Source organism: Nocardiopsis sp. NRRL B-16309 (genome assembly GCF_001279585.1).
Lineage (GTDB): Bacteria > Actinomycetota > Actinomycetes > Streptosporangiales > Streptosporangiaceae > Nocardiopsis.
In genome coordinates, this window is sequence record NZ_LGEC01000072.1 from 91873 (window position 1) to 104009 (window position 12137).

Genomic DNA, 12137 nt, shown 5'->3' on the forward strand with positions numbered 1-12137 from the left:
CCACTCCTCGCTCACGGGCCCGTGCGGTCCACGGGCCCAGGGGGTCGGCCGAGGGCGTGCGCCCCCGGCCCTGTCACAGGACGTACTGCACGTGCCGGCGCGCCACCGTCGCGATCACCTCGTCGCCGTCGGCCGACCAGACGCGCTCGTTGAAGATCTCCACCTCGATGTCACCGGTGTAGCCCGCCGCGTCCACGGCCCGGCGCAGACCGCGCACGTCGGCGTGGCCGTCACCGACCATGCCGCGGCCCAGCAGCGCGTCGGAGGGGATCGGCAGCTCCCAGTCGCACGCCTGGAAGGAGGCGATGCGCCCGCCCGCGCCGGCCCGGGCGATCTGGGCGTACACCTGCGGGTCCCACCACACGTGGTAGGCGTCGACGACCACGCCCACCGCGCGGGCGTCGAACCGTTCGGCGACGTCCAGGGCCTGGCCCAGGGTGGAGAGCACGGCGCGGTCGGCGCAGAACATCGGGTGCAGGGGCTCCAGGGCCAGGCGCACACCGCGTTCGAGGGCGTAGGGCACCAGCTCGGCCAGCACCTCGACCATGCGCTCGCGCACCGCGGCCAGGTCGCGCTCGCCCTCGGGCAGCCCGCCCACCACCATCACCAGACAGGGCGCGCCCAGCTCGGCGGCCTCGTCGATGGCGCGGCGGTTGTCCTCCAGCACCCGCGCGCGGTCGGGCCCGGTCAGGAACCCGGCCCGGCAGTAGGAGGACACGCGCAGACCGGACCGGCGCACCAGGCGGGCGGCCTCGGCCAGCCCCATCTCGGCGACCGGTTCGCGCCACACGCCGATGGCGGGCAGCCCCGCCCGCAGGCAGCCGTCCACCGCCTGCACCAGGTTCCAGTACTTGACGGTGGCCTGGTTGAGGGAGAGCCGGGCCAGCGCGGGGTCGCCGGGCAGGGGGGTCGGTATTCCGGCGGGGCGCCCGGAGGGCAGGTCCACGGCGGTGGGGGTGATCGGCCCCGGCCCGGAGGCGGTCGCGGTCACTGCTCCACCCCCGAGACCTCCAGCAGGGCGCGCATGCGCGCCACGGCCAGTTCGGGGTCGCTGAGCGCCCCGGCCGCGTCGGCCAGGCGCACGACCTGGGCCAGGTGGGGCAGGTCGCGCGCGCTGTGCAGCCCGCCCACCATGTGGAAGCCCTTCTGGTGGCCGTTGAGCCAGGACAGGAAGGCGATGCCGGCCTTGTAGTAGAAGGTGGGGGCGGCGAACAGGTGCCGGGCCAGGGGGACGGTGGGCTCCATCAGGGCCCGGTAGCGGGCGGTGTCGCCCTCGTCCAGGGCGGCCAGCGCCCGGGCGGCGGCGGGCGCGATGGCGGCGAAGATGCCGAGCAGGGCGTGGGAGTGGCCCTGGTCGTCGCCCTGGATCAGCTCGGGGTAGTTGAAGTCGTCGCCGGTGTACAGGCGCACGCCCTCGGGCAGCAGCCGGCGCAGGCGCACCTCCAGGGAGGCGTCCAGCAGGGAGACCTTGATGCCCTCCACGGCCTGGGCGTGCTCGGCGATGAGCCCGGCGACGGGTTCGATCGCCTCGGCGGGGTCGGCGTAGCCCCAGTAGCCGGCCAGGGCCGGGTCGAACGCGGTGCCCAGCCAGTGCAGGATCACCGGGCGCTCGGCCCGCTTGAGCAGCCGGGCGTAGACGCGGGCGTAGTCGTCGGGCCCCTGCGCGGAGGCGGCCAGTGCGCGGGAGGCCATCAGGACGGGGGTGGCCCCGGCCGCCTGGACGACGTCCAGTTGCTCCTCATACGCCGTGATAACGCTTTCCAGGTCGGTCCGCGAAGAGGCGATCTGGTCGGTGCCCACACCGCATGCCAGGGCGGCGCCGCGCTCGGCGGCCTGCGCGCCGGACCTGCCGATGAGCTCGGCGGTGGCCGCCCAGTCCAGGCCCATGCCGCGCTGGGCGGTGTCCATGGCGTCGGCCACGCCCAGCCCCTGGTCCCACAGGTGGTGGCGGAAGGCGAGCGTGGCCTGCCAGTCCACCGCCGCGGGGGCACCGGGCGCGTTGGGGCGCGCGGGGTCGGCGACCACGTGGGCCGCGGCGTAGGCGGTACGGGTGCGGGCCGGGGGCAGGGGCGAGGCCGCCACAGGCGTACCGCGCAGGGTGTAGGCCTCGATCCGCCCGTCGTCGGTGGGCAGTCTCAGGGTGTTCATGACAGGGTGACCTCGTCCAGTTCCACGGTGTGGCCCTCGGCGGCCGAGCGCAGGCCGGCCTCGGCCATCTGCAGGCCGCGGGCCCCCGAGAGCAGGTCGTGCGGGAAGGGCGAGCCGGTGACCACGTGCCGCAGGAAGTTCTCCCACTGGGCGCGGAACCCGTTGGGGAACTCGGTGTTGTCGGGCACCTGCTCCCACTGCTCGCGGTAGCGGCCGTCGTCGGCCAGGTCGGGGTTCCAGACCGCCTTGGGCGTGGCCGAGCGGTGCTGGACGCGGCAGGAGCGCAGCCCCGCCACGGCGCTGCCGTGGGTGCCGTCGACCTGGAACTCCACCAGCTCGTCGCGGGCCACGCGCACGTTCCAGGAGGAGTTGATCTGCGCGATGACACCGCCGTCGAGCTCGAAGATGCCGTAGGCGGAGTCGTCGGCGGTGGCCTGGTAGGGCTCGCCGTTCTCGTCCCAGCGGCGGGGGATGTGCGTGGCCACCTTCGCGGTGACGCTGCGCACCTGGCCGAAGAGGTGCTCCAGGATGTAGTGCCAGTGCGGGAACATGTCCAGCACCATGCCGCCGCCCTCCTCGGCGCGGTAGTTCCAGCTGGGGCGCTGGCCGGGCTGCCAGTCGCCCTCGAAGACCCAGTAGCCGAACTCGCCGCGGATGGACAGGATCTCGCCGAAGAAGCCGGAGTCGATCAGGCGGCGCAGCTTGAGCAGGCCGGGAAGGAAGAGCTTGTCCTGGACCACGCCGTTGCACACGCCCGCGTCGCGGGCGAGCTTGGCCAGCTCCAAAGCGGCGCTGAGGGTGCTCGCCGTGGGTTTTTCGACGTAGACGTGCTTGCCCGCGGCGATGGCGGCGCGTACGGCGGCCTCGCGGGCGTGCGTGATCTGCGCGTCGAAGTAGAGGGAGATACCGTCGTCGGACAGGACCGAGTCCAGGTCCGTGGTCCAGCGCTCGATGCCGTGGCGCTCGGCGATCTCGCTCAGTTTGCGCTCGTTGCGGCCCACCAGGACCGGCTCGGGGATGATCCGGGACCCGTCGGGCAGGGCGACGCCGCCCGCCTCGCGGATGGCCAGGATCGACCGGGTCAGGTGCTGCCGGTACCCCATGCGTCCGGTGACGCCGTTCATGGCGACACCAAGCACGTGATCACGCATGTGTCTTTTCCGCCTCTCAGTAGGTAAGCGCTTTCCATCGTACGGCACACCACCCCCTCCGCACCAGAGGGACCTTCGGACCTGCGCGTGCGGCCCCACCCCGCCGGATCCGGGGCGCGGCACCGACCCGCTCCGGGTGCCGGCCAGGCGGGGTGTGGGTAGCCTCACCGGAGTGAGCAACCTCGAAGCCGACCCGGCCGAACAGCGCGTGTGCGTGGAGAACGCGGCACCCGCCCCGGGCACCGAACTCCTCCAGCCGCGCGAGGTCCCCCTGGGCGGGGCGCGCGCCATGACCGTCCGCCGCGCCCTGCCCGGCCGCAACCGGCGGATGATCGGCGCGTGGTGCTTCGCCGACGTCTACGGGCCCACCGACGTCGGCGCCCGGGGCGGCATGCAGGTCCCGCCCCACCCCCACATCGGCCTGCAGACGGTCACCTGGCTGGTCCACGGCCACGTCCGCCACCGCGACGGGCTGGGCTCGGACCAGCTGGTCCGCCCGGGCCGGCTCAGCCTCATGACCGCCGGGCACGGCATCGCCCACTCCGAGCGCAGCCCCGACCAGGCGCCCGCGCGCCTGCACGGCGCCCAGCTGTGGGTGGCCCTGCCCGAGGCCGAACGCGAGGGCGCGCCCCGCTTCGAACACCACGACGACCTGCCCGTGTGGCGGACGGGGGGAGCGCGGGTCACGGTGATCGCGGGCCAGGTCGCGGGCCGCCGCTCCCCCGCCCGCGTGCACACCCCGCTCATGGGCGCCGAGGTGGTGCTGTCCGCGGGGACCGGCGTCGACCTTCCCCTGGACCCGGCCTTCGAGCACGGCGTCCTGGCGCTGGACGCCACGGTGAACGCGCTCGGGCACCGCGTGGAGGCCGGCTCCCTGCTCTACCTGGACCCCGGGCGCACCGAGGTCGGGCTCCGCGCCGACCAGGACGCCCACCTGCTGGTCCTCGGCGGGGAGCCCTTCGCTGAGGACCTGGTGATGTGGTGGAACTTCGTGGGCCGCGGCCACGAGGAGATCGTGGCCGCGCGCACCCGCTGGGAGGGCGAGCGCGAGGCCCCGGGCACCGCGCCCAGGTTCGCCCCCGTCACCGGGGACGAGGGCCCGCCGCTGCCCGCGCCGACGCTGCCCAACGCCCGCCTGCGCCCCCGCCCCCGGCACAGGAAGTAGGGACGCGCGCCGCCCCGGACACGGCCGGGCGGGCGGACGGCCACCGGTTCGGGGGAGGCCCGGTCAGCGCACCCGCACCCGCCCGACCACCCGGCCGTCCTGGACCGCGATGGTCCAGCGTCGCCGTGGGAGTGCGGGATCCTCGCCGAGCGCACCCAGCGGTCCGCGTCCTGGGGCGCCATCCCCACGGCGCGGTGACCTTCGACCTCGGTCGACCACGCCCGGCCCGGCCGGTGCGGGGGCCGGGAACCCCGGGTGTGCGCGAGGATCCGGTCCTCGGACGCCATCGAGACCGCCCCCCACGCGGCGGGCAGGCCTGGAGCGGCCACCGGGGCCCGGCCCGCGAGCGGCGCCCGGAGCAGCGCCGCTGAAGGCGCGCGTCAAGTCCGCCTTGATCCGGCCGCCCCCACGACCTTGGACAGATCAGCCCAAAAGGTCGGCGTTCGCCCGCCAACCTGCACACCAGCCGCGTCCCACCATGCTCTTGAGGCCAACTCCTGCTACGGTGCGGATCGCGAACTACGGGATGATTTAGGAGACCTGAACATGGTCCAACAGCCTCGCGAGCAGTGGGGGACGCGCGCGGGATTCCTTCTGGCGGCCATCGGATCGGCCGTCGGACTGGGCAACATCTGGCGATTCCCCTACATCGCCTACGACAACGGTGGCGGCGCGTTCCTCGTGCCCTACCTCATCGCCCTGCTCACCGCGGGCATTCCGCTGCTCATCCTCGAATACTCCATCGGGCACCGCTACCGCTCCTCGGCACCACTGTCCTACCGGCGCATCACCCGCCCCGCCGAGGTCATCGGCTGGTGGCAGGTCGCGATCTGCTTCGTCATCGCCACCTACTACGCGGTCATCATCGCCTGGGCGGCGCGCTTCGCGATCTTCTCGGTGGGCCAGGAGTGGGGCGAGGACCCCGAGGCGTTCTTCTACGGCGACTTCCTCGAACTCGGCGACGCGCCCGGCATGGTCTCCGGCTACGTCGCCGGCGTGGCCTGGCCGCTGGTGGGCGTGTGGGTGATCGTCCTGGCCATCCTCGCCCTGGGCATCCGCCAGGGCGTGGAGAAGGCCAACAAGTTCTTCATCCCGCTGCTGGTGTTCCTGTTCCTCATCATGGTCGTGCAGGCCCTGACCCTGGACGGGGCCGCGCAGGGCCTGGACGCGCTGTTCACGCCCGACTGGGGCGCCATGCTCAACGGAAGGGTGTGGATCCAGGCCTACGGCCAGATCTTCTTCTCCCTCTCCATCGGCTTCGCCATCATGGTCACCTACGCCTCCTACCTCCGGCGCAAGGCCGATCTGACCGGCACCGCCGTCACCGCGGGCCTGGCCAACAGCTCCTTCGAGCTCCTGGCCGGCATCGGCGTCTTCGCCGCGCTGGGCTTCATGGCCAACGCCGCGGGCGTGGGCGTGGCCGAGGTCGTCCAGGCCGGCCCCGGACTGGCCTTCGTCGTCTTCCCGCAGATCATCTCCTCCCTGCCGGTGGCCGGGGCGCTGTTCGGCGTGCTGTTCTTCGTCTCCCTGGTGGTGGCCGGGCTCAGCTCGCTGATCAGCATCGTCGAGGTGATCGTCTCCGCGGTCCAGGACCGCACCGGGCTGGGTCGCGTTCCGACCGTGCTCATGATCGGCGGCGCCACCGCGCTGGCCTCGATCCTGCTCTTCCCGACACACGAGGGCCTCTACCTGCTCGACGCCGCCGACCACTTCATCAACCAGTACGGCATCGCCCTGGCCGGGCTCGTGATGGTGATCGTCTTCGGCTGGGTCGTGCGCAAGCTGCCCTACTTCGAGCGCCACGCCAACGCCACCTCCACCATCCGGCTCGCGCTGTGGTGGCGGGTGTGCCTGGGCGTGATCACGCCGATCCTGCTGGGCTTCATGATGTGGGACAGCCTGCGCTCCGAACTGGCCGAGGCCTACGAGGGCTACAGCATGTCCTTCCTGCTCACCGCTGGATGGGGTGTGGCGATCGGCGCCATCGTCTTCGGCGTCGTCGTCTCCCTCATCCCGTGGAAGCGCGCCGACCAGCTCGCCGCCAACGACGCCCGGGACGAGGCCGCCGAGGCCGGTTCGGGACCGGCCACGAACGAGGAAGGGGGACGCTGATGTCCTTCGGAGCCATCGTCATGATGATCGTGTTCATCATCGTGCTCTGGGGCGGCCTGCTCGCGGCCGTACTCAACCTGCGCGCCCACCCCGAGGACTCCGACCAGGAGTAGCCCGGACACCACGCAGAACGTGGGGCGGCCGACACTGTCGGCCGCCCCACGCGCGTCCGCCACCGGGTGTCGACGCTCGCATCGGCACCGCACGGCCCCGCTCCCGCGGCGGCACCGCTAGGCCTTGGCGAACTCGCGCACGATCCGCTCACAGAAGGCCGGCAGGTCGTCGGGGCTACGGCTCGTGGTCACGCCCTGATCGGTGACCACCTCCTCGTCCACCACCTCGCCCCCGGCATTGCGCAGGTCGGTGCGCAGGCTCGGATAGGAGGTCAGGGTGCGCCCCCGCGCCACGTCCGCCTCCACCAGCACCCAGGGCCCGTGGCAGATCGCGGCGACCGGCTTGCCCGCCTCCACGAACCCGCGCACGAAGCCCACCGCGTCGGAGTTCTTGCGCAGGTTGTCGGGGTTGACCGTCCCGCCCGGCACCATCAGGGCGTCGTAGTCGCCGACCTGCGCCTCCAGCACCCGCCGGTCCACGGTGAACCGGTCGGCCGGCGCGATGTCGCCGTTCATCGCCTGGATGGTCCCCTCCTTCAACGAGACCAGCTCCGTCTGCGCCCCCTCCTGCTCCAGCGCCTTCCTCGGCTCGACCAGCTCGACCTGTTCCACACCGTCCGCCGCCAGGATCGCGATCCGGCGACCGGTGAGCGTGTCAGCCATGGCTCCCCCTCGTCCTCGGTTCACGGGCACCGCTGACCCGGTGCCACATCCGCGCCCCTACCCGGCCGGGACCGTCCTCACCCGAACCACACCGGCCCCACCCGCATCCCACCCCGCGCCCGCCATGCGAGGATCCGACCCGGTAGCCGCTGCCCGTACGCGGCCTGCCTGCTCGAACGGCTGCGCTGGAGCGGGTGCCCCGGCCCGCCTGAGGTCCCGACCACCCGCGCCGGACCGCTGGGCCTGTGAGCCCGGGCCCCGCGGGGGCGGGCACCGCACCGCCGTGGCAGGCTGGATCCCGCCGCGCACGCCCCCGACCCGTCAGGAGCACCGCCCATGCACGCCTGCGTCGTCGCGGTCAGCGCCGGAGCCCACCACACCTTCAGCAAACCCGTCCGTCCCCGGATCCGCCTGCTCACCGGCCTGGGCGTGGAGGGCGACGCCCACATGGGCACCACGGTCAAGCACCGCTCGCGCGTCGCCCAGGACCCCACCCGCCCCAACCTGCGCCAGGTCCACCTCATCCACACCGAACTCTTCGACTCCCTCGCCGACGCCGGATACACCCTCACCCCCGGACAGCTCGGCGAGAACATCACCACACGCGGACTCGACCTGCTGGGCCTGTCCACCGGCACCCTGCTGAACGTGGGCACGTCCGTCATCGAGGTGACCGGCCTGCGCAACCCCTGCACCCAGATCGACGCCTTCGCCCCCGGCCTGCTCAAACACCTCGCCCACCGCGACGAGCAGGGCGCCATCGTGCGGCGCGGCGGTGTGATGGGCGTCGTGCGCGCCGGCGGCACCGTCGAGCCCGGCATGGCCGTGCACGTACGCCCGCCGCGGGCCCCGCACGTTCCCCTGGACCGCGTGTGAGCCCGCACCCGGCCGCGGGCCCGGTGCTAGCGTTGGCCCCATGACAGACGACGGCCCCCACGCGACCGCCGCGGTCAAGAGCGTCCTCGTCACGGGGGCGACCGGAACACTGGGCCGCCCCGTGACCGAACGGCTGCGTGCCGCCGGACACCGGGTCCGCACCCTGAGCCGCCACGCCGACCCGGACGACCCGCGTGCGCACGCCGTCGACCTGCGCACGGGCACCGGGCTCACCGAGGCCCTGGACGGCGCCGACGTGGTCGTGCACTGCGCCAGCTCCCCGACCGGCGGCGACATCCCGGCGGCCGCCCACCTGATCCGGGCCGCCCGCCGCGCGGGCATCGACCACCTCGTCTACATCTCCATCGTGGGCGTGGACCGGGTGCCCCTGGGCTACTACCGCACCAAGCACACCGTGGAACAGGCCCTGGCCGCCGGCCCGCTGGGCTGGACCGTGCTGCGCACCACCCAGTTCCACGACCTGGTGCGCGCGCTCTGCGCCCGCATGGCCCGACTGCCCGTCCTGCCCTGCCCCGACATCCCCCTGCAGCCGATCGACGCCGACGAGGTCGCCGCCCGCCTGGCCCAACTCGCCCAGGGCCCACCGGCCGGACGAGTCCCCGACATGGGCGGACCCCAGGTACGGACCCTGCCGGACCTGGCCCGCGCCTACCTCGACGCCCGGGACCTGGAACGGCGCGTGCGCCCGATACGCCTACCGGGCCGGATGATGGCCGCCTGCCGCGAAGGCGGACTCCTGGCCCCCGACCGCACGGTCGGCAGCACCACCTTCGAGGAGTTCCTGGCCCGGCGGCAGACCGAGAGCCCCTGACCGGCGCTGGCCCGGCCCGCGGCCGCCATGGCACTCTGAGGGCATGGACCAGGTCACCCTGACACTGCGCTTCGCACCCGAACTCCGCTTCTTCCTGCTGCCCCGCAACCGCGGCGACCAGGTCCGCGTCCAGCACGACGCCACCAGCACCCTGGGCCACGTCATCGAGTCCCTGGGCCCACCCCGCACCGAGATCGGCCGCCTGCGCGCCGACGGCACCGAGGTCACCACCGCCCACCGACCCACCGACGGCCAGACCATCGAGATCGACGCCCCCGAACAGCCCCAGGACACACCCTTCGGCCACACCCGGTTCCTGCTCGACGTCCACCTGGGCACCCTCGCGCGCCGCCTGCGCCTACTGGGCGTGGACACCGCCTACGACAACGACCGCGACGACGACGCCCTGGTCGAGCAGGCCAACGACGAGCGACGCATCCTGCTCACCCGCGACCGCGGGCTGCTGCGCCGACGCGGCCTGCTCGCCGGAGCCCACGTCCACCACACCGCACCCGACCGCCAACTCCAGGAGGTCCTGCGCCGCTTCGACCCGCCCCTGGCCCCCTTCACCCGCTGCCCCGCCTGCAACGGACTGGTGGAACCGGCGACCAAACAGCAGGTCCAGAGCGAACTCCGGGCCGGCACCCGCGCCACCTACGACACCTTCGCCCAATGCCGCTCGTGCGAACGGGTGTACTGGCCCGGCGCCCACCATGAACGGCTCGCCCAGATCGTCGACCGCGCCCGGGCGCGCACCGCCTGAACCACCGACCCGCCGACCGCCACCCTCGCCCCGGCTCACACCACCGCACGGAATCGGCCGGGACGTGCGGCCGGGGCCCGACAGCTCACGGCTCTGGCGAAGCGCCCGACTCGGACGGCCCACCCGCCGCCCGCAGCCGCTCGGCCAGCACACCGCACCGCCGCACCAGCTCCGCGGGTTCGATGACCTCGAAACCGTGCCCCAACAGGACCACGTGCATGAGGCCGTAGTCGAGGTCGTCGGCACCGCTGACGACCTCGCAGCGCCCGCTCCCCCGGCTCCGCACCAGCGCCGCCGACGCCGGAATCCGCGCCCGCACCGTCTCGGCCGGGGCGTGCACGAGGAACCGCGCCTGGTACCGGTAGACCCGGCTCGCCACACCCTCCTGCACGAACGGCGCCGCCTCCGGTGCCGGGCGCGGGTGAAAACGCCACGTCCGGGCCGACACCCCGCTCATGCGGTCGACGCGGAAGGTGCGCCAGTCCTCGCGGTCCAGATCGAACGCCAGCAGATACCAGCGCCGGTCGGAGGCGACCAGGCGGTAGGGCTCCACCCTGCGGCGCCGCACCCCGCCCTCGGAGGGGGGCGAACCAAGTAAGCCCGAAAGGGGCAACGGCCCCGCTCGCCCGTGATGTGAGCCCGTGTTGGGTTGCGGTTCGGTGAAACCCCCACGCTCCTGATCGGCCTCTGGCTACCGTGTCCGCGACCCCCTACCCCCGTTCTGGAGAGGGCCGCCGGTGACCTCGATCGAGCGCACGGCCTACCCGCAGTTCAAGAAGCTGACCTCAGCGCGGATGCTGCACCTGTCCTTCACTCCTACCGCCGACGAGGTCACGTGGGCGACCAAGCTGACCAACAGCCTCGAGGCGCTGTTCGCGGTGGTGCTCGCGCTGAAGTGCCACCAGAAGATGGCGCGCTTCCCCTCCGCCGGTGAGGTCCCCGACGAGGTGGTCGACCACGTGCGCCCGTGCGCCGTCACCTGGACCCGGAGGACGTCGAACCCGACCACGGGGCGGGGCGCACCGCCAAGTGGCACCGCAAGCAGATCCGCACCCGCCTGGGCGTGACCTACGACCCGCCCCGGGCCCGCAAGATCGCCGCCGAGGCGATTCGTGAGGCCGCCCGGTCCAGGAACTACCCGCCCGACCTGATCAATGCCGCGCTGGACCGCCTGGTGGATGCGTCGGTGGAGCTGCCGGGGTTCTCGGTCCACCTGATCGAAGGGCTGCTCGACAACACCTCCGGCGGCAAGCCCTCCACCGTCCATACGGACACCCAGGGCCAGTCGGCGCCGGTGTTCACCCTGGCCACCCTGTTCGGGTTCGACCTGATGCCCCGCATCCGCAACTTCAAGGACCTGACCTTCTTCCGCGCATCCGACCAGGTGATCTACCCCAGCACCGACGAACTGTACGGGGAGCGGGGTCGCAACGTCATCGACTGGAAGCTCATCGAGCGGCACTGGCGCGACCTGATGCAGGTCGCCATCTCCATCAGCGAGGGCCGCCTGTCCTCGGCCACGCTGATGCGCCGGCTGCGCGCCAACTCGCGCAAGAACCGCATCTACAAGGTGTTCCGCGAGGTCGGCCGGTCGGTGCGCACCGTGTCCCTGCTGCGCTACCTGGCCGACCCGGTACTGCGGGCCCGGATCACTGCGGCCACCAACAAGGTCGAGTCCTACAACGACTTCTCCCAATGGCTGCGGTTCGGCAACAACGGGGTGCTCGCCGACAACGACCCCGACGAGCCGGAGAAGCTCATCAAGCTCAACACGCTGCTGGCCAACCTCGTCATCTTCCACAACGCCCTGGACATCGCCGAGGTGGTGCGCGACCTGGTCAGGCAGGGGTGGACCATCACCGCCGAGGAGATCGCCGCCCTGTCCCCCTACATCCGCGCCCACATCACCCGGTTCGGCGCCTACGCCACCGACGTGCTGGGGATCGAACCGGAGGCGTTCGACCCCGCCCTGGACGAGATCGACTTCACCGTCCTGGACCTGGCCGCCTGAAGGGCGGACCAGTCCCGTCACCCCTTCGGGCTCCAGGACCGAGCCGCGCGCAAGGACCGTAACCCCAAGACCGGCGAGCCGTAACCCCAAGACCGGCGAGCCGTAACCCCAAGACCGGCGAGCCGATCGAGAACGCCGTGGCCTGGGCCCGCCTGCGCCTCGGACAAGAACCTCCGCGACATGGCGGGGCGTCCCTCCGGGGCGACCGGGACCCGTAGGCAACTCCGGCCACGCGGGGGGCCGGTGTTCCCCTGGCCACACCGCTACACCCGTTCCCGAAGGCCGCAGAATCGACTGTCGCTA

General features: G+C 72.8%; 13 protein-coding genes. 8 read left to right on the top strand and 5 right to left on the bottom strand.

Going from position 1 to position 12137, the window contains the following annotated elements; translation table 11 throughout:
• Positions 1-73 precede the first annotated feature (73 nt).
• Genes ADL05_RS14115 through ADL05_RS14125 form a run of 3 tightly spaced genes read right to left on the bottom strand, consistent with a single transcriptional unit; the run spans position 74 to position 3299 of the window.
• Positions 74-991, bottom strand: coding sequence for a sugar phosphate isomerase/epimerase (locus tag ADL05_RS14115; RefSeq protein ID WP_231640744.1), 918 nt, complete (start codon positions 989-991; stop codon positions 74-76).
• Positions 988-2148 (bottom strand): dihydrodipicolinate synthase family protein, encoded by a 1161-nt coding sequence (locus ADL05_RS14120; protein WP_053617408.1) that lies wholly within the window; start codon positions 2146-2148, stop codon positions 988-990. Before ADL05_RS14120 ends, ADL05_RS14115 begins: the two co-directional genes overlap by 4 nt.
• A complete protein-coding gene (locus tag ADL05_RS14125) occupies positions 2145-3299 on the bottom strand; it encodes a Gfo/Idh/MocA family protein (protein ID WP_053617409.1) in 1155 nt (384 codons plus the stop codon). Before ADL05_RS14125 ends, ADL05_RS14120 begins: the two co-directional genes overlap by 4 nt.
• Before the next feature lie 172 nt (positions 3300-3471).
• On the opposite strand from ADL05_RS14125, the gene ADL05_RS14130 reads away from it, so the two are divergent.
• The 3 genes from ADL05_RS14130 (at position 3472) to ADL05_RS31135 (ending at position 6689) form a co-directional block, all read left to right on the top strand.
• The gene (locus ADL05_RS14130; protein ID WP_053617410.1) at positions 3472-4464 is read left to right on the top strand and encodes a pirin family protein; all 993 of its coding nucleotides are present in this window, start codon (positions 3472-3474) and stop codon (positions 4462-4464) included.
• Between the two features lie 546 nt (positions 4465-5010).
• A complete protein-coding gene (locus tag ADL05_RS14135; RefSeq protein WP_053617411.1) occupies positions 5011-6576 on the top strand; it encodes a sodium-dependent transporter in 1566 nt (521 codons plus the stop codon).
• The gene (locus ADL05_RS31135) at positions 6576-6689 is read left to right on the top strand and encodes a methionine/alanine import family NSS transporter small subunit (RefSeq protein WP_082376383.1); all 114 of its coding nucleotides are present in this window, start codon (positions 6576-6578) and stop codon (positions 6687-6689) included. The genes ADL05_RS14135 and ADL05_RS31135 overlap by 1 nt, the downstream gene beginning before the upstream one ends.
• 117 nt (positions 6690-6806) lie before the next feature.
• Here the strand turns inward: ADL05_RS31135 and ADL05_RS14140 are convergent, their stop codons facing one another.
• Positions 6807-7352 (bottom strand): type 1 glutamine amidotransferase domain-containing protein, encoded by a 546-nt coding sequence (locus ADL05_RS14140; RefSeq protein ID WP_053617412.1) that lies wholly within the window; start codon positions 7350-7352, stop codon positions 6807-6809.
• Positions 7353-7688: 336 nt separating this feature from the next.
• Between ADL05_RS14140 and ADL05_RS14145 the strand changes: the two genes are divergently transcribed.
• Genes ADL05_RS14145 through ADL05_RS14155 form a run of 3 tightly spaced genes read left to right on the top strand, consistent with a single transcriptional unit; the run spans position 7689 to position 9823 of the window.
• On the top strand, positions 7689-8228 hold the full coding sequence (locus ADL05_RS14145; RefSeq protein WP_053617413.1) for an MOSC domain-containing protein: 540 nt from the start codon (positions 7689-7691) through the stop codon (positions 8226-8228).
• A gap of 40 nt (positions 8229-8268) precedes the next feature.
• The gene (locus ADL05_RS14150; protein ID WP_053617414.1) at positions 8269-9060 is read left to right on the top strand and encodes an SDR family oxidoreductase; all 792 of its coding nucleotides are present in this window, start codon (positions 8269-8271) and stop codon (positions 9058-9060) included.
• 43 nt (positions 9061-9103) lie between these two features.
• Positions 9104-9823, top strand: a complete 720-nt coding sequence (locus ADL05_RS14155; RefSeq protein ID WP_053617415.1) for a Mut7-C RNAse domain-containing protein — start codon at positions 9104-9106, stop codon at positions 9821-9823.
• A gap of 85 nt (positions 9824-9908) precedes the next feature.
• Here ADL05_RS14155 and ADL05_RS14160 read toward each other — a convergent pair whose 3' ends face one another.
• Positions 9909-10391, bottom strand: a complete 483-nt coding sequence (locus ADL05_RS14160; RefSeq protein ID WP_231640745.1) for a WYL domain-containing protein — start codon at positions 10389-10391, stop codon at positions 9909-9911.
• Between the two features lie 169 nt (positions 10392-10560).
• On the opposite strand from ADL05_RS14160, the gene ADL05_RS14165 reads away from it, so the two are divergent.
• Both ADL05_RS14165 and ADL05_RS14170 read left to right on the top strand, forming a co-directional pair.
• Positions 10561-10890 (top strand): DUF4158 domain-containing protein, encoded by a 330-nt coding sequence (locus ADL05_RS14165; protein WP_053617416.1) that lies wholly within the window; start codon positions 10561-10563, stop codon positions 10888-10890.
• The gene (locus tag ADL05_RS14170) at positions 10791-11834 is read left to right on the top strand and encodes a Tn3 family transposase (RefSeq protein ID WP_053617417.1); all 1044 of its coding nucleotides are present in this window, start codon (positions 10791-10793) and stop codon (positions 11832-11834) included. The genes ADL05_RS14165 and ADL05_RS14170 overlap by 100 nt, the downstream gene beginning before the upstream one ends.
• The last annotated feature ends 303 nt before the right edge of the window (positions 11835-12137 follow it).